Annotated in this window: 20 protein-coding genes and 1 pseudogene; 2 read left to right on the top strand and 19 right to left on the bottom strand. The window is 65.0% G+C overall.

Annotation, left to right across the window (positions count from 1 at the left end):
• Position 1: 1 nt before the first annotated feature.
• From DCG74_RS08310 to DCG74_RS08300, 3 genes and pseudogenes are all read right to left on the bottom strand, one after another.
• Positions 2–415 (bottom strand): Rieske (2Fe-2S) protein, encoded by a 414-nt coding sequence (locus DCG74_RS08310; RefSeq protein WP_036040510.1) that lies wholly within the window; start codon positions 413–415, stop codon positions 2–4.
• Positions 415–1523: pseudogene (locus DCG74_RS08305) on the bottom strand (amidohydrolase family protein). The gene DCG74_RS08310 and the pseudogene DCG74_RS08305 overlap by 1 nt, the downstream one beginning before the upstream one ends.
• 25 nt (positions 1524–1548) lie before the next feature.
• A complete protein-coding gene (locus tag DCG74_RS08300) occupies positions 1549–2607 on the bottom strand; it encodes an amidohydrolase family protein (protein WP_172787029.1) in 1059 nt (352 codons plus the stop codon).
• A gap of 145 nt (positions 2608–2752) precedes the next feature.
• Here DCG74_RS08300 and DCG74_RS08295 point away from each other — a divergent pair, with 145 nt between their 5' ends.
• On the top strand, positions 2753–3235 hold the full coding sequence (locus tag DCG74_RS08295; RefSeq protein ID WP_172787028.1) for a CinA family protein: 483 nt from the start codon (positions 2753–2755) through the stop codon (positions 3233–3235).
• Positions 3236–3404: 169 nt separating this feature from the next.
• On the opposite strand, the gene DCG74_RS08290 is transcribed toward DCG74_RS08295, so the two are convergent.
• The 13 genes from DCG74_RS08290 to DCG74_RS08230 all read right to left on the bottom strand — a co-directional run bounded on the left by DCG74_RS08290 (position 3405) and on the right by DCG74_RS08230 (position 17689).
• Positions 3405–3680 carry a DUF1488 family protein gene (locus DCG74_RS08290; RefSeq protein ID WP_172787027.1) on the bottom strand — a complete coding sequence of 92 codons (276 nt, stop codon included), beginning with the start codon at positions 3678–3680 and terminating at the stop codon, positions 3405–3407.
• 135 nt (positions 3681–3815) lie between these two features.
• Positions 3816–4433, bottom strand: a complete 618-nt coding sequence (locus DCG74_RS08285; RefSeq protein WP_172787026.1) for a lipopolysaccharide assembly protein LapB — start codon at positions 4431–4433, stop codon at positions 3816–3818.
• Positions 4434–4554: 121 nt separating this feature from the next.
• A complete protein-coding gene (locus tag DCG74_RS08280; protein WP_172787025.1) occupies positions 4555–6024 on the bottom strand; it encodes an AMP nucleosidase in 1470 nt (489 codons plus the stop codon).
• 301 nt (positions 6025–6325) lie between these two features.
• Positions 6326–7660, bottom strand: coding sequence for an HlyD family type I secretion periplasmic adaptor subunit (locus DCG74_RS08275; RefSeq protein WP_172787024.1), 1335 nt, complete (start codon positions 7658–7660; stop codon positions 6326–6328).
• Between the two features lie 10 nt (positions 7661–7670).
• Positions 7671–9419, bottom strand: a complete 1749-nt coding sequence (locus tag DCG74_RS08270) for a type I secretion system permease/ATPase (protein WP_172787023.1) — start codon at positions 9417–9419, stop codon at positions 7671–7673.
• A gap of 253 nt (positions 9420–9672) precedes the next feature.
• Positions 9673–9942 carry a GlsB/YeaQ/YmgE family stress response membrane protein gene (locus DCG74_RS08265; RefSeq protein ID WP_025033652.1) on the bottom strand — a complete coding sequence of 90 codons (270 nt, stop codon included), beginning with the start codon at positions 9940–9942 and terminating at the stop codon, positions 9673–9675.
• 103 nt (positions 9943–10045) lie between these two features.
• Entirely contained in the window at positions 10046–11023 is a 978-nt protein-coding gene (locus DCG74_RS08260; protein WP_172787022.1) for an ABC transporter ATP-binding protein, read from the bottom strand.
• Positions 11020–12435, bottom strand: a complete 1416-nt coding sequence (locus tag DCG74_RS08255) for an amidase (RefSeq protein ID WP_172787021.1) — start codon at positions 12433–12435, stop codon at positions 11020–11022. Before DCG74_RS08255 ends, DCG74_RS08260 begins: the two co-directional genes overlap by 4 nt.
• Positions 12432–12629 carry a hypothetical protein gene (locus DCG74_RS08250; protein ID WP_172787020.1) on the bottom strand — a complete coding sequence of 66 codons (198 nt, stop codon included), beginning with the start codon at positions 12627–12629 and terminating at the stop codon, positions 12432–12434. Before DCG74_RS08250 ends, DCG74_RS08255 begins: the two co-directional genes overlap by 4 nt.
• Entirely contained in the window at positions 12626–13687 is a 1062-nt protein-coding gene (locus tag DCG74_RS08245) for an ABC transporter ATP-binding protein (protein WP_172787019.1), read from the bottom strand. The genes DCG74_RS08250 and DCG74_RS08245 overlap by 4 nt, the downstream gene beginning before the upstream one ends.
• A gap of 79 nt (positions 13688–13766) precedes the next feature.
• A complete protein-coding gene (locus DCG74_RS08240; protein ID WP_057028343.1) occupies positions 13767–14669 on the bottom strand; it encodes an ABC transporter permease in 903 nt (300 codons plus the stop codon).
• A gap of 210 nt (positions 14670–14879) precedes the next feature.
• A complete protein-coding gene (locus DCG74_RS08235) occupies positions 14880–15833 on the bottom strand; it encodes an ABC transporter permease (protein WP_172787018.1) in 954 nt (317 codons plus the stop codon).
• A gap of 194 nt (positions 15834–16027) precedes the next feature.
• Positions 16028–17689 carry an ABC transporter substrate-binding protein gene (locus DCG74_RS08230; RefSeq protein WP_172787017.1) on the bottom strand — a complete coding sequence of 554 codons (1662 nt, stop codon included), beginning with the start codon at positions 17687–17689 and terminating at the stop codon, positions 16028–16030.
• Positions 17690–17888: 199 nt separating this feature from the next.
• Here DCG74_RS08230 and DCG74_RS08225 point away from each other — a divergent pair, with 199 nt between their 5' ends.
• Positions 17889–19484 carry an ABC transporter substrate-binding protein gene (locus DCG74_RS08225; RefSeq protein ID WP_172787016.1) on the top strand — a complete coding sequence of 532 codons (1596 nt, stop codon included), beginning with the start codon at positions 17889–17891 and terminating at the stop codon, positions 19482–19484.
• Between the two features lie 67 nt (positions 19485–19551).
• Here the strand turns inward: DCG74_RS08225 and DCG74_RS08220 are convergent, their stop codons facing one another.
• The 3 genes from DCG74_RS08220 to DCG74_RS08210 all read right to left on the bottom strand — a co-directional run bounded on the left by DCG74_RS08220 (position 19552) and on the right by DCG74_RS08210 (position 23433).
• Positions 19552–20796 (bottom strand): acyl-CoA dehydrogenase, encoded by a 1245-nt coding sequence (locus tag DCG74_RS08220; RefSeq protein WP_172787015.1) that lies wholly within the window; start codon positions 20794–20796, stop codon positions 19552–19554.
• Between the two features lie 119 nt (positions 20797–20915).
• A complete protein-coding gene (locus DCG74_RS08215) occupies positions 20916–22160 on the bottom strand; it encodes an acyl-CoA dehydrogenase (RefSeq protein WP_172787014.1) in 1245 nt (414 codons plus the stop codon).
• 145 nt (positions 22161–22305) lie between these two features.
• Positions 22306–23433 (bottom strand): acyl-CoA dehydrogenase family protein, encoded by a 1128-nt coding sequence (locus tag DCG74_RS08210; RefSeq protein WP_172787013.1) that lies wholly within the window; start codon positions 23431–23433, stop codon positions 22306–22308.
• Positions 23434–23444 lie beyond the last annotated feature (11 nt).

Below are 23444 nucleotides of genomic sequence, written 5' to 3'. Positions count from 1 at the left end.
CCTACAACTCCACCACCACGTAATCGCTCTCGACTTTCACTGGGATGGTCTCGGCGACATACGGTCCCTTCACCACGCTGGCGCCTGGCTCGACATGGGCCGGATAGGCCTTGACGCGAAAGCGGCGGGGATCGCAATAGGACTGGCCGGTGCGAATGTCGAACTCCCAGCCGTGCCAGGGGCAGCGGATGATCTCACCCAATTTGGTGTATTCGATCTCGCCGGGATTGCTCGACTGTGCGAGCCCGATCAGTGGCCCCTCGCACAGCGCCGCGCCCTGATGCGGGCAGCGGTTCATCAGGCCGAAATATTCGCCCTTGATGTTGAAGACGGCGATCGGTCGCCCGTCGATCTCCAGGAATTTTCGCGTGCCGGGCGGAAGCTCGTCGACCGCGGCAATCACATGCCGCGCCATCAATTTATGCCATATAGCTTCTTTGCATTGCCGAGATAGAACGCCTCGCGATGGGCTTCGCTGACGCCGGCCGGCAAGACGCGCGAGGGCTCGTCATAGTCCCAATGCGGATAATCGTCGCGAACAGCAGGCGGTCCCAGCCGATCCATTTGATGACGTCGAACAGATCCTCGCGGCTTTCAGGATCCTCCATCGGCTGGGTCGTCCACCACACCTGCTCGCGGATATATTCCGACGGCGGCCGTTTTACATGCGGCACCTCGCTCCTGAGCCGCTGCCAGGCCTTGTCGAGCCGCCACGCCAGCGACGGCGCCCAGCCGAAGCCGGCCTCGATCATCACCATCTTCAGTTTCGGGAAGCGCTCGAACACGCCCTCCAAAACCAGGCTCGCCAGCGCCGATTGCTGGCACTGCGAATGCCCGACCATCTCCTCGATGTAGTAGGACGGCCAGCCCGACGGCGTGATCGGGTTGCCACCGAAGCCGAAGGCGTGGACGCCGACGGGAAGGCCGGCCTCTTCCGCAGCCTGATAGATCGGCCAATAGCGGCGCTGGCCGAGCGGCTCGACATTGCGGCTGAGCAGCAGCACCTGCACGAAGTTCTTGTCGCCGGCGCGCTCGCGGATCTCGGCTGCGGCCGACAGCCCGTCCTCATTGCCCACGACGATCGAGGCTTTCAGCCGCTTGTCCTTGCTGGTCCATTTGTCGATCTGCCAGTCGTTGATCGCCGAGCACAGAGCGGCCGAGAGCTCGTGATTGCGGATACCCTGCCCGGTGTTGAGCGGATTGAGCACGCCGAGCTGGACGTTGTTGGGATCGAGCAATTGCTTCTGCATGAAGGCGAGCGAGGAGCCCTGCGGGCCGCCTTCCGGCGGATAGGCATCGCGGCGCGAGGCGTTGGGCTGGGCCTTCGGATAGGGCGGACCTTCCATCATGCCCTGATAGGCATGGACGCCGTAGACTTCGAGGTGATGCTGCCAGCGTTTGGCGAGATAGGGATAGAGCTCGGTACGGGTGGCGCGTGCCGGATGGATGTCGCAGTCCGCGATCGCGGTTTTGACGGTCAGTGGGGAAGCGGCTTCTTGGTTCTCGCGGAACTGGATATTCATCGCCTTGCCTCCTTTGGCAGCGGGCTCATTTCAGGCGGGGATAGGTTGCATGCGGATTGTCGATCATGATCTTGCGCACGAGATCGGGGGACAGACCTTCGGGCAGCGCGTCCTGGTCGTCGAACTGCCAGTGCGGATAGTCCGTGGAGAATAAGACCAATTCGTCCGACTGCATATGATCAAACAGGCGAATTAATGTCTCGGGTTCCGGCGGCGCATCAAATGGCTGTAACGAGAAGCGGATGTTGCTGCGCACAATCTCCAGCGGTGCGCGATCGACCCACGGCGTCTCCATCCGCACCCCGCGCCAGAACTTGTGCAGGCGCCAGAGATAGGGCGCGATCCAGGACACGCCGGACTCCAGCATCACCATTTTCAGCCGCGGATATTTGACGAACACGCCCTCGACGATCAGGCTGGTGAGCTGGGTCTGGAACGCCTGGGCCTGCCCGACATAATCCTCGATGTGATAGGACCCCCAGCCCACGGCGGTCGGTGGATTGTGATAGGCGGAACCGGCGTGGATGCCGACCGGGAGTTCCAGACGTTCCGCGGCCTCGTAGATCGGCCACAGCGCGCGCTTGCCGAGCGGCGTGTCGCCCATCACCAGCATCAGCACCTGCACGAAGCGCTTGTCCTGTGCGCAGCGCTCGATCTCCGCAATGGCTTTCTCGACGCTTTGCGTGGGGATCACGATGGAGCCACGCAGCCGGGCGTCGCGATCGAGCCATTCCTTCGTCAGCCAATCGTTCAGCGCGCGGCAGAAGGCCGCCTGCATGTCCTCGGAGAACACCATCTGCACGCCATACAGCGGATTGCAGATGGCATGCTTGAGCTGGAAGGGATCGAGCACGTGGCGTTGCATGGCCTGCAGACTCTCGCCGGGCTTGCCGGTCGCGGGGCGCCAGTCCGGCCGCGCGGTGATCGGCGAGTTCTGCGGATAGGATTGCGAGATAAGGTCGACCATGCCGCGCGTCGTCACCTGATCGCGCCAGTAATCGTTCAGGTACGGCAGCAGGCTGGTCAGATGTGGCACGGCCGGATGCACGTCGCAATCGATGCCGCCGGCGATCAGGGATGCCATCACGTCTCCCTTCTCACGTTTCCTCGCATGTCTCTTCTTGTCCCCGCCATTGAAGCAGGCCTGCCCGTCGCCCGCAACTCGGCCAAGCGTCCTGCCATATGCTAGGAAGGCTGAGCTCGGTTGCGAAGGAATGAGGGGTTGCGAAATGAAAGAGCTCGTCGGCATTGCGGAACAGGTCGCGGCCAAATTGATCGCGCGCAAACAGACCATTGCGGTTGCCGAATCCTCCGCCGGCGGCCTGATCGCGGCCAGCCTGCTCGCGGTGCCCGGCGCATCCGCCTATTTCCTTGGTGGCGCGGTGGTCTATACCCGCGATGCCAGGCGCGTGCTGATGGATATTTCGGACGAAGGAATGAAGGGCCTTCGGTCCTCGTCGGAGCCCTATGCGCAATTGCTGGCCGAGCAGATGCGCAGCCGCTTTGGCTGCGACTGGGGCCTGTCCGAAACCGGCGCCGCCGGCCCCAGCGGCAACCGCTATGGCGATGCCGCCGGCCACAGCTGCATGGCAGTTGCGGGACCGGCGTCAGAGGTGATGACGCTAGAGACTGATAGCAACGAACGGCTCGCGAACATGCAGGTGTTTGCAGCGACGGCGCTGAAGTTGTTGTTGAGGAAGCTGGAGGGGTGACGCTGGCTGTGCGGACGAAGTTAGCCAGGACAAGCTCACCACAACACTGCTCATGCCTCGCGAAGGCGGGGCATCCAGTACGCTGGGCCCATGGATTGAACAACAACCGTCTCGGAGTACTGGATCGCCCGGTCAAGCCGGGCGATGACGACCGAATATGACGCGACAGCTACCTTCGCAGATGCCGCATGAAAATCCGCACCACATAGCCCGGAAATCGCGGCGCCTCGTCGTACAGATCCGACGCAATCCGCTCGATGGTCTCGCGCAGCGACAGGAATTGAGCCTGACGCGCGCTGCTTTCGGTGCCCTGCATGCCCGCGAGTTCGTCCATTGCAGCGTCGCTGATCTGGCACTGCACGACCTCACCGTCGTTCAGCATGGTGAAGCGAAAGGCCAGCCGTTCCAGATCATGGCCGATGATCTTGTCGCGCGTCAGCGGCATCCAATTGTCCCGTTCGCGCCCCCGAACGGGACAATGCTGAAAATCTGGCGCCCTGTCACTATCGGAACCAAAGGACATGGCTATCATCTGAAGCCCGTCAGCAGCACGGCTCGCTGAGCCGGCTGCGCTCCAGCCTCAGTAGACGAGCGCCGAGCCTGTCGGCTGATCCAGTGCCGCAGCCAGCGATCTATACTCCTGGCAATCGGTTCCGCAGATCGACGCAATTCGACCGAGGTGATAGAGCGCTTGCTCGCGATTGCCGCGCTCGAGCTGCCACAATCCATAATATTGCCACGTCAGCACGTGGTTCGGATCGGCCTTCAATGCGCGCTCGTACCAGGCTTGGGACTGCTCGTAGTCGCCGAGCTTGCGATAGGAGTAACCGATCAGGTTGGCGACGTTCGGATGGTCGTCATGGCCAAGCGACTTCAATTGCGCGATCGCGGCAGCATAGTCGTTGCGCTCGTAGATGGTGTCATAGGCCATACGGTAGCCGGCCGCGAATGCAGGATCGCCGATGCTGGACTGGTTGTTCGGCTTCTTGCCTTTGTGTGTGGACTTGGCCCCCGGGCGCTTCGGATAGGTCGGCTGCGGCCTCTGATCCGAATAGGTGCTGCCAAACGGATCCGTGCCGGGGCCGCCGCCTCCGCCACCGCCGCCGCCGCCGCCGCCTCCTGCGGCAAGGGCCGGCGGGCTCAACGATGCTGCCGCAAACGTACCAAGCGCGACGAGTCTGATCATTGCTGTGATCATGTCTGTCTCCTGTACTGCTTCGAGCGACCCCGGACGAGGTGATAACCCTGCCTTGGCGGCAATATTCCGGGGCGCTGCGTTCACGGAGACGTCAGCGTTCGTACGACAGCTCTGTTGCCCTTTACTGAAACGCGACTTCCGCAAAGCTGCGGAGCTTGCGCGAATGCAGCCGTTCCGATTCCTGCTGCTTGAGCCGCTCCAGCGCCTTGAGGCCGATCTCGAGATGCTGGCCGACGCGGCGGCGGTAGAATTCACTGGCCATTCCGGCGAGCTTGATCTCGCCGTGCAGTGGCTTGTCGGAGACGCACAGCAGCGTGCCGTAGGGCACGCGGAAGCGGTAGCCGTTGGCGGCAATCGCAGCCGATTCCATGTCGAGCGCGACCGCGCGAGACTGCGACAGGCGGCGGATCACCTCCCGCCCGGAGATCTCCCAGTTGCGGTTGTCGACGCTCGCGACAGTGCCCGTGCGCATCAGGCGCTTGAGCTCGAAGCCTTCGAGACCGGTGACGTCCTCGACCGCCTCCTCGAGCGCGACCTGCATCTCGGCCAGCGCCGGGATCGGCACCCACAGCGGCAGCTCGCGGTCGAGCACATGGTCCTCGCGCACATAGCCGTGCGCGAGCACGTAGTCGCCGAGGCGCTGCGTGTTGCGCAGGCCCGCGCAATGGCCGAGCATCAACCAGGCATGCGGCCGCAGCACCGCGACGTGATCGGTGACGTTGCGCGCATTGGAGGGACCAGTGCCGATGTTGATCAGCGTGATGCCGCGATAGCCGGGTGCGGCCAGGTGGAAGGCCGGCATCTGCGGTGCGCGAGCCGGCGCGGTGCCGCTGATGGCGCCGCCGCTGGTCGTGATCACGTTGCCGGGCGCGACGAAAGCATCGAGCCCGGCTTCGCCGGACTGCAGCCGCTGCTGGCACGCTTGCGCGAATGCGTCGACATAGAACTGATAGTTGGTGAAGATGACGAAGTTCTGGAAATATTCGGGATCGGTGCCGGTGTAGTGATAAAGCCGGCGCAGCGAGTAATCGACGCGGGCGGCGCGGAACAGGGACAGCGGCTCCGGCGCGCCCGGCTGGAGCTCGAAGGTGCCGTCGGCGATCGAATCATCCATCGTCGCGAGATCGGGCACGTCGAACGCATCGCGGAGCGAGCGTGTGACGAGCGACTTCTCGCTGGTGGTGATGGCGGCTTCGATATTGATGTCGCGGCGATAGGCGAAGTGGATCGGGATCGGTTCGGCGGACTCGCCGATCTCGACGGGCACGCCGTGGTTCTGGATCAAGAGGCCGATCTGCTCGGTGAGATAGCTGCGGAACAGATCCGGCCGCGTCACGCTGGTTTCATGCACGCCGGGACCGGCGACGAAGCCATAAGCAAGACGCGAATCCAGCCGCGCATGCGTCGCGGTGGTGAGACGGACGAAGGGATAGTAGGCGCGCACCCGCGTCGTGATCGCTTCGCCACCGACATAGGCCTCGAAACGTTCGCGCAGGAATTTCGTGTTGCGCTCGTAGATTTCCTCGAGGCGGGCAACGGCGAGGTCCGCCTCGGTGAAGGATTGGGTGGCGATGGAAGGAGGGGACTGCATGGTTCGACCGCCGTGTTGCTGGGTTTGAGTCGAACTATAGCAAAGAAGGCGGTGCCGTAGGGTGGGCAAAGCGAAGCGTGCCCACCAATATGCGCGTCGTAAGAAAGATGGTGGGCACGGCGCGTTGCGCCTTTGCCCGCCCTACGAGACTACCAGACTGCTTGCCCTCGCAGTATAGCAAACTGACGGCCAAGTCGTCATTGCGAGCGCAGCGAAGCAATCCAGAAATCTCACCGCGGAGACAGTCTGGATTGCATCGCTGCGCTCGCAAAGACGGGGAAGATGACGCGCTTTTCGCGCGTCACTTCTCGCGGAACGCCCGCATCAGCTGGTCGTGAAACGGCTTCATCAGATAGGACAGCATGGTGCGATCGCCGGTCTGGACGAAGGCTTCCACGGGCATGCCGGGAATCAATTTGACGTCGCCGAGACGGGCGAGCTCCTCGGCCGGCATCGATACGCGGATGGTGTAATAGCCTTGGCCGGTGCGCTGGTCGGTGGTGACGTCGGGCGAGACGCGGCTGACGAGGCCGTTGAGCTCTGGCGTGGTGCGCTGGTTGAACGCGGACAGGCGCAGCAGCGTCTTCTGGCCGATCTGAAGCTTGTCGATGTCGACCGGATTGACCTTGGCCTCGACCTGGAGATCGTCGGCCTGCGGCACGATCAGCATCAAGGTATCGCCGGCGGTGATGACGCCGCCGATCGTGTGCACCGTCGATTGCAGCACCATGCCGTCCTGCGGCGCGCGGATGTCGACGCGGCGGAGCTGGTCCTCGGCCGCGACCTTGCGCTCGATCAGCTCGCCGATCTTGTCGTTGGTCTCGCGCAGGTCCTTGGAGACCTCGCTGACCACGTCCTTGTCGATCTGGATGATCTGCAGCTCGGTCTCGGTGATCTTGCCCTTGGCCTGGGCGCGCGAGGCGATGTACTGCGCGCGCTCGCCGTTGAGACGGGCCGAGTCGCGCTCGAGCTGGGTCAGGCGCGAGATCTGCACCAGACGCTTGTCGTAGAGCTCGCGCACGCCGGTGAGCTCGTTCTGCACCAGCGCGATCTCCTGGTCCTTGGCCTTCTCCTGGGCGCTGAGACCGGCGATTTCCTCGTTGAGCTGCGTGATGCGCTCGCGAAGCTGCGCCTTCTGCCCGGTGCGGCCGTTGACGCGGACCTCGAACAGCTTGGTTTCTGCGGCGAGCAACGCCTTGACGTCGGGATCGCTCGCACGCTCGATGAGGGTTTGCGGGAATTCGATCCGGTCGAGCCCGCGCTGCTCGGCTTGCAGTCGCGCCGCACGCACCTGCGCGGCGTCGAGATTCTTGGTGACGATGGCAAGGTTGGCCTTGGTGACGGTGTCGTCGAGCCGCACGACGATGTCGCCGGACTTGACCAGGTCGCCGTCGCGGGCGCGCACCTCGCCGACCACGCCGCCGGTCGGATGCTGCACCTTCTTGACGTTGGATTCGACCACGATCTGGCCCGGCGCGATCAGCGCGCCCGAGATCAGGACGGTCGAGGCCCAGCCGCCGAGGCCGACCACCAGGACCACCACGATCGCGAGGCCGAGCATCAGGTGAAACTTGATGGAGTCGCGTACGGTCTTCTTCGCGGCCGCCTTCGTGCCGCCGATGGCCATCGTGCTCATGGCTTTGTGCTCATGGTTTGGCCACTCCGCCTTCGCTGACGATCTTGATCGGGGCCGGCGGCGTCACCCGCGGCTGCAGCACCTGGGCGAGCACCTGCTCCTTGGGGCCGAATGTCTGCATGCGGCCGTCGCGCAGCACCAGGATCTGGTCGACCGCCTCGACGCCGATCGGCCGGTGCGCCACCACGACGACGATGGCACCGCGCTCGCGCGCCGCGCGGACGGCGCGGGTCAGCGCCTCGTCGCCTTCGGTGTCGAGATTGGAATTGGGCTCGTCGAGCACGATCAGGAAGGGGTTGCCGTAGAGCGCGCGCGCCAGCGCCACGCGCTGGGCCTGGCCCGCGGAGAGCGCGGCGCCCTGCTCGCCGACCTGCGTGTTGTAGCCCTCGCGCATCTTGATGATCATCTCGTGCACGCCGGCCTCCTTGGCCGCGGCGATGATCGCCTCGGAGGTGGCCTCGGGATCGAACCGGCTGATGTTCTGCGCGATGGTGCCGCCGAACAATTCGACGTCCTGCGGCAGATAGCCGATGTGGCGGCCGAGCGCGTCGCTCGACCATTGATCGAGCGCCGCGCCGTCGAGCCGCACCTTGCCGCGCACCGGCTGCCAGACCCCGACCAGCGCGCGGATCAGCGACGACTTGCCGGAGCCGCTCGGGCCGATCACGCCGAGGCCGTTGCCGGCGGTGAGCGCGAAGGTGACATCCTGCACCACGAGACGCTGATCGCCGGGCGGCACCATGGCGACGCCTTCGACCGAGAGCCGGCTGGTCGGCGCCTGCAACTGGGTCGGCGTCGCCTGCGCCGGCATCTGCTCCAGCAGGCGCGTCAGGCGATGCCAGCTCTGCCGCGCCGCGACGAAGGATTTCCAGTGCGCGATGGCAAGATCCACCGGCGCGAGCGCGCGGGCGGACAGGATCGAGCCGGCGATGATGATGCCGGCGGTCGCCTCCTGGTGGATGACGAGATAGGCGCCGACCGCGAGCACGGCCGATTGCAGCATCATGCGCAGCACCTTTGCGACCGCGCCGAGACCGCCGGCGACGTCGCTCGCCCGCTGATTTCCGGCGAGGTATTTTTCGTTGGCCTCGCTCCAGCGCTGGTTCATCCGGCCGGCCATCCCCATCGACACCATCACTTCGGCGTTGCGGCGGCTGGCCTGGGCGAGGTCGTTGCGCTGGGCGGCGAGGCCCATCGCCTCCTTCGCCGGCTGGCGGGACATGAACTCGGTCACCAGCGTCAGCCCGACCAGGATGACGGCGCCGACCAGCGCGGTGACGCCGATCATGACGTGGAAGGCAAAGCAGATGGCGAGATAGAGCGGCAGCCAGGGCAGGTCGAAGAACGCGCTCGGGCCCATGCCGCCGAGGAAGGAGCGGACATTGTCGAGATCGCGCAGCGGCTGCAGGCCCTCGTTGCGGCTGCCGACCAGCAGCGGCAGACGCACGATGGTGTCGAACACGCGCTTGTTGAGAGCCTCGTCCAGCGAGGTGCCGATCCGCCCCAGGATGCGGTTGCGGATCATGTCGAGCACGCCCTGCGCCATGTAGAGGAAGCTGGCGAGGATGATCAGGCCGACCAGGGTCGGGATGCTGCGGCTCGGCAGCACCCTGTCGTAGACCTCCAGCATGAAGATCGACCCGGTCAGATAGAGCAGGTTGATCATGCAGCTCATCAGGGCGACGCCGATGAAGGCCGTGCGACAAGCGCGCAAGGCATCACCGAGCTCCGAACGGCGGACGCCAGGGATGGCTGCCATCAGTCTGATCTCTTTCGGCTAAAGGGCAAAGCCCTGATTTCAAAGGCGATTCAAGGAGTACTCGCCTCGGATTAACATCTGTTTTCCAGCCGTCCGACACGGCCGAATTTAATCCGCGGCCTGATGGGCCACATCTACCCCCGACAGCCGTCCGCGCAAGTCCGGAATTTCACAGGCTTGCGGCTTTTTCTTGCAGGCTTTCAGCCGCTTCCGGGAAAGGTGCGGCTCGAGTTCCACTCAGCCGAAGGCGGAGCTAGAGCCGGCCCCCGCCGCGCACCAGCCGGACCACCAGCAGCAGGATGACCGCGCCGATCGCGGAATAGACGATCTCGGAGATCAGGCCGGTGCCGAGGCGGATTCCAAGCTTTGGAAACAGCAGGCTCGCCACCAGCGCACCGCAGATGCCGATCACGATGTCGCCGATAATGCCGAACCCGGCGCCCCGCACGATCTTGCCGGCGAGCCAGCCGGCGACGAGGCCGACGAACAGGATGACGAGCAGGCCTTCGTTGGAAATGTGCATCTGTGAGGTCCCTCTCCGTGAGCGGGGGCCATGGAACGGGAACCGGGATGAATGGGGTGTGAATGCTGGGAACGCTGGCGCCGCCCGCGTCAACTCATCCGAACTACGACCCCATGGTGACCGGCTCCGCCAGGACGCATCTGGCCACCCGGCCCGGGCCGACCTCCACATTCCCCGGCAATTGCTCCAGGCAGCGCGGCTCGGCCAGCTTGCAGCGGGGAGCGAACGAGCAATTGTGCGGCTTCTCGGCCAGCGACGGCGGCGTTCCGGGGATGGTCTCCAGCCGCTGGCCCCGCTTGGCGCCGTGTATGGTGGAGGCGAGCAGGCCCTTGGCATAGGGATGCACGGGCGAGCGGACGATGTCGCGCAGGGTCCCCTGCTCCACGATCTGGCCGGCATACATCACCGCGACGCGGTCGCAGATCTCGATGGCGACGCCGATGTCGTGGGTGACGAAGATGACGGACATGCCGAACTCGCGCTGAAGCTCGCGCAGCAGCAACAGGATCTGGATCTGCACGGTGGCATCCAGCGCGGTGGTCGGCTCGTCCGCGAGCAAGATCTTTGGCCGGCAGGCCAGCGCCAGTGCAATCATGGCGCGCTGGCGCATGCCGCCCGACATTTCGTGCGGATAGGCGTCTAACCGCCGCCTGGCCGAGGGAATGCGCACGACCTCGAGCATTTCGAGCGCGCGTGCGCGTCCTTCCGCAAAACTCTTGCCTTCATGGCGCATCACGCTTTCGGCGATCTGCGCGCCGATCGTGTAGACCGGATCGAGCGCGAGCGCGGGCTCCTGAAAGATCATCGAGACAGTCTGGCCGCGGAACGACGACAGCTCCTCGTCGTTCATCGCGAGCACATCGCGGCCCATGACATTGACCGTGCCGGAGATCTGCGTGCGCTTCTTCGGCAGCAGCCGCATCAGCGCACGCAAGGTCACGCTCTTGCCCGAACCGGACTCGCCGAGCAGGCCCAGCACCTCGCTGTTGCCGAGCGAGAGGCTGAGGTCGTTCACGGCATAGACCGTGCGCTCGCCGGTGAAGCGGATGTTGAGGCCTGAGATCTCGACGAGGTTTGTCATGACGGCAGTTTCGGCAATCGGTCGTGATAGTCGGTCGCGCGCTGGAACGCGGCGCCGATGGTGAGCAGGGTGGCTTCATCGAAAGAGCGGCCGATCAGCTGCATGCCGACCGGCAGGCCGGCCTTGGTGAAGCCCGATGGAATGGTCAGCGACGGCAGCCCCAGAAAGTTCACCGGGCGGGTGAACAGCGTGAGCCGCTGCAACAGCGCCGGCGCGTTCGGGCCGCCGCCGACGTCGCTCTCCTCGATCGTCGGCGCCGGCACAGGGGACGCCGGCGCGATCACCGCATCGACGCCTGCCGTCGCGGCATTGTGGGCCGCGAGCGCCGGCCCGCGCCAACGCATCGCCTCGATATAGGTGATGGCGGGAACGGCGAGGCCGTTCTGGAGGCGCATCAATGTCTGCGCGCCGTAATCCTGCGAACGCTCGATCAGCCAGCGCTTGTGGAAGGCGGCGGCTTCAGCGGCCAGCACGAGCTGGCTCGCCGCCTGCAATTGCCGCTGGTCCGGCAGCTCGACCTTGACGATGTCGGCGCCCTCGCGCTTGAGCACCGCGATGGTCTCGTCGAGCACGCGCGCGACCTCGCTGTCGAGATCGTCGACATAGTAGGTCGCGGGCACGCCGATCTTGAGGCCGTTCAGGGATCCCTTGGTCGCGGCGACGTAGTCCGAGAGAGGCTCGAGGCTCGCGGTCGGATCCTCCGGATCCGGGCCGGCCGTCAACGCCAGCAGCAGCGCGCAATCCTCCGCGGTGCGGGCGAGCGGGCCGACCGTGTCGAGCGATTGCGACAGCGGCATGGCGCCGGCGCGGCTGACGCGGCTCCAGGTGGTCTTGAGCCCCGTGACACCACAGAAATGCGAGGGCATGCGGATCGAGCCACCGGTGTCGGAGCCGAGCGCGGCATAGGTCAGGCGCGCTGCGACCGCCGAGCCGGAGCCCGAGGACGAGCCGCCGGTGATGTGCGCCACGTTCCAGGGATTGCGCACCGGGCCATAATGGCTGTTGTGCCCGGTCGCACCATAGGCGAACTCGGCGAGATGCAGCGTGCCGAGCCGGATTTGGCCGGCGTCCTTCAGCCGCTGCAAGGCGGTCGACGTGACGTTCGGCACGAAATCGCGGCGGATCAGCGAGCCACAGGTCGCGACGTGGCCGGCGTCGTAATACATGTCCTTGTGCGCGAGCGGCACGCCATGCAGGGGGCCGCGGACATTGCCCTTGGCGAGCTCGGCATCGGCGGCATCCGCCGCTTTCAATGCCGTCTCGGCCTCGATCGACATGAAAGCGTTGAGATGCGGTTGCCACTGCGCGATGCGCTGCAGCAGCGCGCGCGTCGCTTCGTGCGAGGACACCTGCTTCATCGCGATCGCGCGCGCGACCTCGGTGAGCGTCATCAGAGCGGGCTCACGGCTCATTTCGATACCTTCTGTGTCTGCACGAGCACATAGGTGGCCGGCTCCAGATCGAACGGCAGCGTGCCGGCGATGGCGGCGAAGCCTTCGAAGGCGGGGCCGATGGCATTGGAGATGCGGGTCGCGATCTCGTCGTCAACAGGCACGCCGGCGACATGCGCGATCGGCTTGATCTCTTTTGGTGTCGGTCTCGTCATGCGGTTTCTCCCCTGGGGGCACGGCTATGGCCCGAACCCGGTATCGCCATGTAGCACGCGGCCTCGTGGCCCATATTATCCAGCGCGGTGAGCTTTGGTGTCGCATTTGCGCAGAGCGGCTCCGCAAACGGGCAACGGGTGTGGAAGCGGCAGCCGGAGGGCGGATCGATCGGATTGGGCGGATCGCCCGTGATCGGCGGCGTCTCGGTGCGGCTATCAGGATCGGAGGACGGCATCGCGGCGAGCAGCGCCCGGGTGTAGGGATGCGCCGGGCTGTCCCAGACCTGGTCGACCGGGCCAAGCTCGACGACCTCGCCGAGATACATCACCAGCACGCGGTCCGAGATGTAGCGGACGACGTTGAGGTCGTGGCTGATGAAGAGATAGGTGAGGCCGAATTCGCGCTTGAGATCGGCGAGCAGGTTGAGCACCTGCGCCTCGACGGATTTGTCGAGCGCGGAGACGGCCTCGTCCAGGATCACCAGCCGCGGCGACAGCGCCAGCGCTCGCGCGATGTTGACGCGCTGGCGCTGGCCGCCGGAGATCTCGTGCGGGTAGCGGTTGGCGAAGTTTTCCGGGCGCAGGCCGACCTTGCCGAGCAGCTCGCGCGCCAGGTTGCGCGCCGCGCCGTCGGCCATGCCGTGAACCTTGGGGCCGAAGGCGATGGATTCCTCGATCGTCAGGCGCGGATTGAGCGAGGCGTAGGAGTCCTGGAACACCATCTGCATGCCGCGGCGCAGCTCGCGCAAGCTCAGCGACTGGCCGACGCTCATGCCGTCATAGATGATGTCGCCATCATCGCGCGGCATCAGGTGCATCAGGAGGCGCGCGGTGGTGGACTTGCCGCAACCGGACTCACCGACGATGCCGACCGTCTCGCCCTTGGCGACGGAGAAGGAGACATTGTCGACGGCACGCACGGTGCGTTTTGCGGCGAACAGGCCGCCGCGCACCGGAAAGTGCTTGGTCAGGCCGTTGACCTGAAGCAGCGGCTGCGCGACGCCGCCGCGGTCCTCGACCGGCTCCAGCATGGCGACGGAGGCGTTGGTCTCGCTCATGGCCGTTGTCCTTCACCTCTCCCCATCGGGGAGAGGTGTACGGAGGACGCCGCGACAGTGTGCTTGCGCATCATGATCTCTAGTTCCTGATGTCCATGGCGCTGCGCAGGCCGTCCGAAAGGAGATTGAAGCAGATCGAGACTGCGAAGATCATCGCGCCCGGCAAGGCTGCGACCCAAGGATTGACGTAGATCGCGGTGCGCAGGGTGTTGAGCATCAGGCCCCATTCCGGCTCCGGCGGTTTGGTGCCGAGGCCGAGGAAGGACAGGCCGGCCGCCAGGATCATCGAGACCGAAATGAGACTGGTGGCATAGACGAAGATCGCGCCCAGCACGTTGCCGAGGATGTGCACGCGCATGATGGTGAAGGCGCCCGCGCCGGAGGCACGCGCCGCCTCGACGAAGTCCATGTTGCGCACGCCCGTGGTGACGCTCTCGGCGACGCGGGTGATCTGCGGCACGAACACGATGGTGAGCGCCACGATGGAATTGAGGATGCCGGCGCCGAGCGCGCCGGAGATCGCGATCGCCAGCAGCACCGAGGGGAAGGCGTAGAACACGTCCACCGTGCGCATGATCGCGGTGTTGAGCTTGCCGCCGACATAGCCGGCAATGATGCCGAGCGAGGTGCCGATGCAGAAGGCCAGGATCACCGGCAAAATGCCGATCACCAGCGACAGCCGGCCGCCATAGATCAGCCGCGCCAGCATGTCGCGGCCGAGCTCGTCGGTGCCGAGCGGATAGCCCGTGGTGCCGATGTGGCGGAGGCGGCGGATCATCGAACCCTTGTAGGGGTCTTCGAGACCGAGCCACGGCGCGAGGATCGCGGAGAGGAAGATCAGCAGCAGCACCAGCGCGCAGGCCATGCTGACCTTGTCGCGCATGATGCGGCGGCCGACGGTCGCCCAATAGCCCCGCGCCTTGGTGGCGGGCGCGGCCTGCAGCGCGGCATCGGCGGTGGCGGACAACGGAAGCTCGCTCATCGGCTGGCTCCCGGTGCGCATTGTTTCAATCGATGCAAGCCCGGAAGGCGGTGCACCTCTCCCGCTTGCGGGAGAGGTCGCGCCGCAGGCGCGGGTGAGGGCTTTCGCCTCTTGGGGGTTCTCGATTGCGGAGACACCCTCTCCCCGACCCTCCCCCGCAGGCGGGGGAGGGAGCGCACCGTTTGCGTGGCGACAGCTGGGCTCATGCCATCAGCCCCGCTTGATGCGCGGGTCGATCGCGGCTTGGGCAATGTCGACCAGGAGATTGAGGAACACGAAGAACAGCGCCAGGATCAGGATCGTGCCTTGCAGCAGCGGCAGGTCGCGCTGGAAGATTGCGGAGTTGAGCAGGAAGCCCGAGCCCGGCCAGGAGAACACGGTCTCGATCAGGATCGAGCCGCCGAGCATATAACCCAACTGCAGCCCCATCACCGCGAGCGCGGTGGGCGCGGCGTTCTTGATGACGTGACGGAACACGCCGGTTTCGCGCAGGCCCTTGGCACGCAGTGCTTCGACGAAGTCCTGGCTGAGGATATCGCCGGTGAGCGCGCGCACCGTGCGGGTGACGATGCCCATCGGGATCACCGAGGTCGTGATCGCCGGCAACACGAGATATTTGAGGTGCGCCCAGTCCCAGGCCCAGGAGTTGGAGCCGCTGGGCCCGGCGCCGACCGCGGGCAGCCAGTTCAGCTGGACCGAGAAGATGATGACCAGCAGCATGCCGAGCCAGTAATGCGGCACGGAGACGCCGGCGATGGCAAAGGAGGTCGCGACCTTGTCGACCCAGGTCTCGCGGAAATAACCGGCGATCAGGCCGAGCAGGATGCCCATGGTGAAGCCGATGATGGCGGCGGCAATCGCGAGCGTGACGGTGTTGCCGACCGCGCGCATGACCTCGGCCAGCACCGGACGCCCCGTCGCGATGGAATTGCCGAGATCGCCATGAAGGGCACGCAGCAGCCACAGGCCGAACTGCACCGGCAGCGGCCGGTCGAAGCCATAGGCGGCGCGCAGCTGCGCGGCGAGCTCCTGCGACGCATCGGCCGGCAGCACGGCAACCAGCGGATCGCCCGGCGTGATGTGCACGAGCAGGAAGCACACCAGCGCGACGCTGATGACGATGGGGACGACGTAGACAATGCGTCTGGCGGTATAGGCGAGCACGTTTGGTTCTTTTCTTCCCTTCTCCCCTTGTGGGAGAAGGTGGCGCGAAGCGCCGGATGAGGGGTTCTATCCCCGGATACAGTCGTTACGACGCGAAAGGGACATCCGCGGAGAGAGACCCCTCACCCGGCTTCGCTAAAGCGAAGCCACGCTCTCCCGCAAGGGGAGAGGGTGCAGCGAGTGCGCGGCGCGAATTACTGCGCGATCGACACCGGCGAGAAGTCGATGAACCAGCTCTTCGGCTGCACGACGCCTGTCACCTTCGGGCTCATCGCGCGTGGGCCGACGTCGTGGGCCACATAGAGGAAGGCGGCATCATCGACGGAAGCGGCGTGCAGCTCGGCGAGCGCGGCGTCGCGCGCGGCGGGATCGAAGGTCTGGCGCGCCTTCTTCACCAGCTCGTCGAACTTGGGGTTGTTGATGAAGCCCCAATTGTTCGAGACCGGCGGTGCCATGCCCGATTGCAGGAAGCGCACCAGCGCGAAGAACGGGTCCATCGCCGCATAGGTGACGTTGGTCGCGTGCGAGCCGTTGGCACTGGGATCCTTGGCGCCGCGACGCCAGTTGGTGAACAGCGTGTTCCACTCGATGACGTCGAGCTTTACGTCGAAATAGCATTCGGCCAGCGCCTGCTGGAGGTATTCGTTCATCGGCAAGGGCTGCATCTGGCCCGAGCCGGACGCAGACGTCTGCGTCTTCACGGTCAGCTTCTTGTTGGGACCGTAGCCGGCCTCCTGCATCAACTTTTGCGCAGCCGCCTTGTCGTACTTGATCTCGAAGCTTGGCTTGCCGCGCCAGGGATGGCCGGGTTCGAAGGTGCCGGACGCCGGCACCATCAGGCCGGCGAGCAGGCCGTCCTTGAGGCCTTCGCGGTCGACGCAGAGGTTCGCCGCCTTGCGCACCCGGATGTCGTTCCAGGGCGAACCCTCGACGCGGGAGAACTGCCACGGCCAGACATGCGGCTGCTCATTGGCGTAGAGCTTGAAGCCGCGCTGCTTGAGCTCGGGCAGCGCGTCCGGCGCCGGCGCTTCGACCCAATCGACCTGGCCGGACAGCAGCGCCGCGGTGCGCGCGTTAGCTTCCGGCATCGGCAAGAGCACCATCTTGTCGATCTTGGGCACGCGGGCCTTGTCCCAGTAGCTCGCGTTCTTGACCAGCTCGAGCCGCTCGCGCGGCGTGAAGCTCGCCATCTTCCACGGGCCGGTGCCCGAGGCGTCCTTGGCGAACGCGGTCCATGCGGCTTGCGACTTCGCCTTGGCGTCCGCGCCTTCGGCCTTGTCGTAGAAGGCCTGCCACTTCGCCGGGCTCGCCATGAACAAATTGGTGAGGTTGATCGGCAGGAAGCTGTCGGGCTCCTTGGTGGTGAGCTCGACGGTCATGTCGTCGATCTTCCTCGCGGAGGCCAGAGTCGGCATGCGCGAGGCCGTGACGCCGACCTGGCTGGCGTCGAATTGCGGCGCATCCTGCTTCAGCACCTTCTCGACGTTCCACACCACGGCGTCGGCGTTGAACGGCGAGCCGTCATGGAAGGTGACGCCGGGGCGCAGCTTGAAGGTCCATTTGGTCTTGTCGGCATCATCGACCTTCCACTCGGTGGCAAGGCCGGGGATCACCACGCTGGGCTTGTCCGCCGAGGACAGATCCCAGCTGGTCAGCGCGTCATACATGGTGAGGCCGGTGAAGCGGTTGCCCTCAAACCCCTGATCGGGCTGGCCGAGGGTGCGCGGAATATCGGCAGCGGTCATGCCGATGCGCAGCACAGTTTCCGCGACTACCACGCGCGGCCATGCGGCCGCACTGCCCAGCGCCAAGAGCGCGATCAGCGCCGCCCGTGTCTTCTTGTTCTTGATAAGCATCGCCTCGATCCTTCTTCGGCTTTCGATGATTAATTTTGATGCAATCGTATGCAATGGCTATGCCAAGGAGAAACTTTTTCTGCGAATTGCGCCTGCGACGACAAGTCCTTGTGATCGATTGAAGACAGAGCAGCCCGGCTGCCTATTCTGGCATCAAGATTGCAAGTTTGGCCCCGAAATCCCCTGGGAGCTTTGGGCCATGCGTATTCGTCTATCGACCTGTCTCGCCGTGCTTGCGCTGGCAGTTTCCGCGATCTCGGCGCGCGCCGAAACCGTTGTGCGCTATGGCATCTCGATGGCGGACATTCCGCTCACCACCGGCCAGCCCGATCGCGGCGCCGGCGCCTATCAGTTCACGGCCTATACGATCTACGATCCGCTGGTGGCCTGGGAGATGGACGTTGCCGATCGCCCCGGCAAGCTGGTGCCGGGCCTCGCCACCGAATGGAAGGTCGACGATGCCGACAAGACGAAGTGGCGGTTCACCCTACGCAAGGGCGTGAAGTTTCACGACGGCAGCGAGTTCAACGCCGATGCGGTGATCTGGAATCTCGACAAGGTGCTCAACGACAAGGCGCCGCAATTCGACAAGCGGCAGAGCGCGCAGGTGAAGACCCGCCTCCCCTCCGTCGCCAGCTACGCCAAGATCGACGACTTCACGGTGGAGATCACCACCAAGACGGTCGATTCCTTCTTTCCCTATCAGATGCTGTGGTTCCTGGTCTCGAGCCCGGCGCAATATGAAAAGCTCGGCAAGGACTGGGACAAGTTCGCCAGCCAGCCCTCCGGAACCGGTCCATTCAAGCTGACCAAACTGGTGCCGCGCGAGCTTGCCGAGCTAGCCAAGAATCCGGACTACTGGAACAAGAAGCGCATTCCGAAGGTCGACAAGATCGTGCTGGTGCCGATGCCGGAAGCACTGACGCGCACCAACGCGCTGCTCGCCGGGCAAGTCGACCTGATCGAGACGCCGGCGCCGGATGCCGTGCCGCAGCTGAAGGCGGCCGGCATGAAGCTGGTCGACAACGTCACGCCGCATGTCTGGAACTATCACCTCAGCGTGCTGCCGGGCTCGCCCTGGACCGACATCCGCCTGCGCAAGGCGCTGAACCTTGCGATCAACCGCGACGAAGTCGTCGGCCTGATGAACGGCCTTGCCAAGCCCGCCAAGGGCCAGGTCGACCCGTCGAGCCCCTGGTTCGGCAAGCCAAGCTTCGAGCTGAAATATGATCTCGCTGCCGCCAAGAAGCTGGTGGAGGAAGCGGGCTATTCCAAAGCAAAGCCGCTGAAGACCACCTTCATCATCGCGCAGGGCGGCACCGGCCAGATGCTGTCGCTGCCGATGAACGAATTCCTGCAGCAAAGCTTCAAGGAGATCGGCATCGAGATCGACTTCAAGGTGGTCGAGCTGGAGACGCTCTATACGCATTGGCGCAAGGGCGCGGCGGACGAGATGAACGCCGGCATCACCTCCAACAACATCGCCTATGTGACCTCGGATCCGCTCTACGCCATCGTCCGCTTCTTCCATTCCGGCCAGATCGCGCCGGTCGGCGTCAATTGGGGAGGCTACAAGAATCCGAAGGTCGACGCGCTGATCGACGAGGCCAAGCAGACTTTCGACAGCACCAAGCAGGACCAATTGCTGGCGCAGGCGCACGCGCTGATCGTCGACGACGCCGTGCTGGTCTGGGTCGTCCACGACACCAACCCGCACGCGCTGTCGCCGAAGATCAAGCAGTTCGTGCAGGCTCAGCACTGGTTCCAGGACCTGACGACGATCGGGATGGAGTGAGCAACAGGCAAGGGTGGGCACGGCGCTTGGCGCCTTTGCCCAACCGGGATAGCCGCGCGGCGCGCGATCACCGCCCCTTGGTCGGGATCTTGTTGTACGGCACGTCCTTGTCGACGCGGATGTCGCCCGGCAGGCCCAGCACGCGCTCGGCGATGATGTTGCGCAGGATCTCGTCGGTGCCGCCGGCAATGCGCATCGAGGGCGAGGACAGCAGCATCTGCTGGAATTGGCCCTGGGCCGTTTCCTCGTCGTTGCCGGTGAGAACACCGGCCGCGCCCTGCAGGTCCATGGCGTAGGTCGCGATGTCCTGCAGCATCATGCCCGAGACCAGCTTGCCGATCGAATTCTCCGGGCCCGGCCGCTCGCCTTTCGAGAGCGCCGAGATCGTGCGGTAGCTGGTGTATTTCAGCCCGTTCGACTTGGCCGCCCAGCTCGCGAGCTTCGAGCGCACGGCCGGATCATCGATGGCCGGGCCATCCTCCAGCATCAGGTTGGAGCAGAGCTCGAACATCTCGGGCACGCCGGTCGCGAGCCGCGCGCCGATCGACATGCGCTCGTTCATCAGCGTGGTCAGCGATACGTTCCAGCCGTCGCCGACGGCGCCCAGCCGCTGGCTATCGGGAATCACCACGTCGGTGAAATAGACCTCGTTGAACTCCTGCATGCCGTTGGCCTGCTTGATCGGCCGCACCTCGACGCCGGGGCTCTTCATGTCCAGGAAGAACATGGTGAGGCCCTTGTGCTTGGGCACGTTCGGATCGGTGCGCGCGATCAAAAGGCCATAGTCGGAATAATGCGCGCCCGAGGTCCAGATCTTCTGGCCGTTGACGACCCAATTGTCGCCATTCTTCTCCGCGCGCGTGCGCAGGCCCGCGACGTCCGAGCCGGCGGACGGTTCGGAGAACAGCTGGCACCAGATCTCCTCGCCCGAAGCCAGCTTCGGCAAGTAACGGCGCTTGGCGTCCTCGCTGCCGAACGCCATCACGGTCGGGCCGCACATGCCTTCGCCGATCTGGAACGGCTGGGTCAGCTTGCCGTAAACGCCTTCCTCCTGCTGCCAGATCACCTTTTCGATCGGCGTAGCACCGCGGCCGCCATACTCCTTGGGCCAGTGCAGGCAGGCCCAATTGCCCTCGAACTTCTTCTTCTGCCAGGCCTTGCCGACATCGACGATGTCGTGATTGGCAAGGCGAATGCGGCCGAGCGAGGATTTCGACAGCTCGGCATGCAACTCCCTAGGCGCATTGGCCTCGATCCATTTGCGCGCGGTCTCGCGGAATGCTGCTTCCTGCGGGGTATCGTCGAAATTCATGGCGGACCTCTCAATCCTTGCGCGGTGCGTAGGGTGGGCAAAGCGAAGCGTGCCCACCGCCTTCCCTCGATAGAATACGTGGGCACGGCGCGTACCGCGCCTTTGCCCACCCTACGATTTCAGCCTCTTCCCTTCGTCGGGATCTTGTTGAACGGCACGTCCTTGTCGACACGGATATCGCCGGGCAGCCCCAGCACCCGCTCGGCGATGATGTTGCGCATGATCTCGTCGGTGCCGCCCTCGACGCGGGTGCCCGGCGCACGCAGCAGCATGGCCTGGAAACGGCCGGCCAGCTCACCATCCTCGCCGCTGACGACGCCGGCCGCGCCCTGCAGATCCAGCGCGTAGGTCGCAACGTCCTGGATCATGGAGCCCGCCACCAGCTTGCCGATGGAGTTTTCCGGCCCCGGCCGCTCGCCTTTCGACAGCGCCGAGATCGCGCGCATGCTGGTGTACTTCAGCCCGCTTGCCTTCACCGCCCAGTGCGCCAGCTTCGAGCGCACCGCGCGATCCTCGATCGCCGGGCCGTCGTCGAGCATCAGGCTGGAGCAATACTCGAACAATTCCGGGAAACCGGTCGAGACGGCCGCGCCGATCGCGCTGCGCTCGTTCATCAGCGTGGTCAGCGACACGTTCCAGCCGTCACCGACCTCGCCGAGGCGCTGATGGTCGGGGATGCGCACGTTCGTGAAATAGACCTCGTTGAAATCCGAGGCGCCGCTCGCCTGCTTGATCGGCCGCACCTCGACGCCGGGGCTCTTCATGTCCAGGAAGAACATGGTGAGGCCCTTGTGCTTGGGCACGGTCGGATCGGTACGGGTGAGCAGAATGCCGTAGTCGGAATAATGTGCGCCGGAGGTCCAGATCTTCTGTCCGTTGATCACCCAGTCATCGCCGTCCTTCTCCGCGCGCGTGCGCAAGCCCGCGACGTCCGAGCCGCCGGCGGGCTCGGAGAACAGCTGACACCAGACCTTCTCGCCGGAGGCGAGCGGCGGCAGATAGCTGCGCTTATGCTCCTCGCGCGCGAACGCCATCATGGTCGGCCCGCACATGCCGTGGCCGATGATGAACATGCGGGACAGCTGGCCGAACGGCCCCTCCTCCTGCTGCCAGATCACGCGTTCGATCGGCGATGAACCGCGGCCGCCATATTCCTTTGGCCAGTGCAGGCAGGCCCAGCCGGCGTCGGCCTTTTTCTTCTGCCAGGCCTTTGCGACCTCGAGAATGTCAGCGTTCTTGAGCACGGTGCGGCCGAGCGAGGATTTGCGCAACTCGTCCTCGTATTGCCTGGGCGCGTTCGCGCTGATCCAGGCGCGCGCCGTGGCGCGGAACTCGGCTTCCTGCGGGGTGTCGTCGAAGTTCATGGCAACTCTCTCGCATTTCGTAGGGTGGGTTAGCCGAAGGCGTAACCCACCTCTTTGGTTTCCAAATCGGAAGAAGAGGTGGGTTACGCCAAGCGACTTGCGCTTCGCGCAATCCGCTCGGCTAACCCACCCTACGCACCTGTCATCACGCCGCGTTCTTCTTCCGCATCCGGTCGATCAACTGGTCTTCCCAATAGGACAGGCTGCCGAGGCCCAGCGCCATGGCGTTGGCGCGGCGGTAGTACATGTGGCAGTCGAACTCCCAGGTAAAACCCATGCCGCCGTGAACCTGGATGTTGTTCTTGGCGCAGTGCTGGAACGCCTGCGTCGCGCTGATGCGCGCGGCGGCGGCAGCCTCCGGCAGCTCGGCCGCATTGGTCGAGAGCGCCCAGGCGCCGTAATAGCTGTTGGAGCGCGCCAGCGTCGCCGACACGTACATGTCCGCGAGCATGTGCTTGACGGCCTGGAAGGAGCCGATCTGCCGACCGAAGGCGATGCGGTCCAGCGCGTAGTCGCGGCCCATCTCCAAGGCGCGATCAGCACCTCCGACCTGCTCGAACGCGCACAGCACGGCGGCGCGGTCGAGCACCTGGGTGAGGATGCTCCAGCCTTCGCCGGCAGCTCCCAGCGGCTCGGCTTTGGCGTCCTTGAAGGTGATCTCGGCCTGTCCGCGGGTCGGATCGAGATTGGTGAGGCTCTTCACGTCGACGCCGCCGGCCTTGAGATCGACCAGGAACAGCGAGATGTCGTTGTCGCGCCCGCTCGATCCGGTGCGTGCGGCGACCACCGCGAAGTCGGCGATGCCGCCGTCGGCGACCGGCTTCTTGACACCATTGAGCACCCCGTTCGCAGCCGTCAGCTTGACGTTCTTCGGCGACGGATTGCCCTTGCCCTCGAACAGCGCCAGCGTGCCGATCGCCTCTCCGGCAGCAATCGCGGGCAGCCATTTCTTCTTCTGCGCGTCGCTGCCCGCGATCAGCAGCGCTTCGGCGGCGAGGTACACGGTCGAAGAGAACGGCACAGGCGCATTGGCCCGCCCCATCTCCTCCGCGATCACGCACAGCTCGAGATGGCCCGCACCCGCGCCGCCGAACTCTTCCGGAATGGCGACGCCGAGAAAACCCATCTCGGCGAGGCCCTTCCACAGCTCCTTGTCGTAAGGCGCCTTGCCGTCGAGCACGATTCGCACCGCCTTGGGCGAGCATTTTTCCGCGAGGAACTTGCGCGCCTGGTCGCGGAGCTGCTTTTGATCGTCGGAGAAATCGAAGTTCATGGCGGCTTACC

Origin of the sequence: Bradyrhizobium sp. WBAH42 (assembly GCF_024585265.1) — a bacterium.
Classification (GTDB): Bacteria; Pseudomonadota; Alphaproteobacteria; order Rhizobiales; family Xanthobacteraceae; genus Bradyrhizobium.
The sequence above is the reverse complement of the archived record's forward strand: the minus strand, read 5'-3'. Positions and strand labels throughout refer to the sequence as shown.

Bases quoted from the DNA above. Each gene is read 5' to 3' on its own strand.
- DCG74_RS08310 (WP_036040510.1), bottom strand. From the start codon at position 415: ATGGCGCGGCATGTGATTGCCGCGGTCGACGAGCTTCCGCCCGGCACG.
- DCG74_RS08300 (WP_172787029.1), bottom strand. From the start codon at position 2,607: ATGGCATCCCTGATCGCCGGCGGCATCGATTGCGACGTGCATCCGGCC.
- DCG74_RS08295 (WP_172787028.1), top strand. From the start codon at position 2,753: ATGAAAGAGCTCGTCGGCATTGCGGAACAGGTCGCGGCCAAATTGATC.
- DCG74_RS08290 (WP_172787027.1), bottom strand. From the start codon at position 3,680: ATGCCGCTGACGCGCGACAAGATCATCGGCCATGATCTGGAACGGCTG.
- DCG74_RS08285 (WP_172787026.1), bottom strand. From the start codon at position 4,433: ATGATCACAGCAATGATCAGACTCGTCGCGCTTGGTACGTTTGCGGCA.
- DCG74_RS08280 (WP_172787025.1), bottom strand. From the start codon at position 6,024: ATGCAGTCCCCTCCTTCCATCGCCACCCAATCCTTCACCGAGGCGGAC.
- DCG74_RS08275 (WP_172787024.1), bottom strand. From the start codon at position 7,660: ATGAGCACGATGGCCATCGGCGGCACGAAGGCGGCCGCGAAGAAGACC.
- DCG74_RS08270 (WP_172787023.1), bottom strand. From the start codon at position 9,419: ATGGCAGCCATCCCTGGCGTCCGCCGTTCGGAGCTCGGTGATGCCTTG.
- DCG74_RS08265 (WP_025033652.1), bottom strand. From the start codon at position 9,942: ATGCACATTTCCAACGAAGGCCTGCTCGTCATCCTGTTCGTCGGCCTC.
- DCG74_RS08260 (WP_172787022.1), bottom strand. From the start codon at position 11,023: ATGACAAACCTCGTCGAGATCTCAGGCCTCAACATCCGCTTCACCGGC.
- DCG74_RS08255 (WP_172787021.1), bottom strand. From the start codon at position 12,435: ATGAGCCGTGAGCCCGCTCTGATGACGCTCACCGAGGTCGCGCGCGCG.
- DCG74_RS08250 (WP_172787020.1), bottom strand. From the start codon at position 12,629: ATGACGAGACCGACACCAAAAGAGATCAAGCCGATCGCGCATGTCGCC.
- DCG74_RS08245 (WP_172787019.1), bottom strand. From the start codon at position 13,687: ATGAGCGAGACCAACGCCTCCGTCGCCATGCTGGAGCCGGTCGAGGAC.
- DCG74_RS08240 (WP_057028343.1), bottom strand. From the start codon at position 14,669: ATGAGCGAGCTTCCGTTGTCCGCCACCGCCGATGCCGCGCTGCAGGCC.
- DCG74_RS08230 (WP_172787017.1), bottom strand. From the start codon at position 17,689: ATGCTTATCAAGAACAAGAAGACACGGGCGGCGCTGATCGCGCTCTTG.
- DCG74_RS08225 (WP_172787016.1), top strand. From the start codon at position 17,889: ATGCGTATTCGTCTATCGACCTGTCTCGCCGTGCTTGCGCTGGCAGTT.
- DCG74_RS08220 (WP_172787015.1), bottom strand. From the start codon at position 20,796: ATGAATTTCGACGATACCCCGCAGGAAGCAGCATTCCGCGAGACCGCG.
- DCG74_RS08215 (WP_172787014.1), bottom strand. From the start codon at position 22,160: ATGAACTTCGACGACACCCCGCAGGAAGCCGAGTTCCGCGCCACGGCG.
- DCG74_RS08210 (WP_172787013.1), bottom strand. From the start codon at position 23,433: ATGAACTTCGATTTCTCCGACGATCAAAAGCAGCTCCGCGACCAGGCG.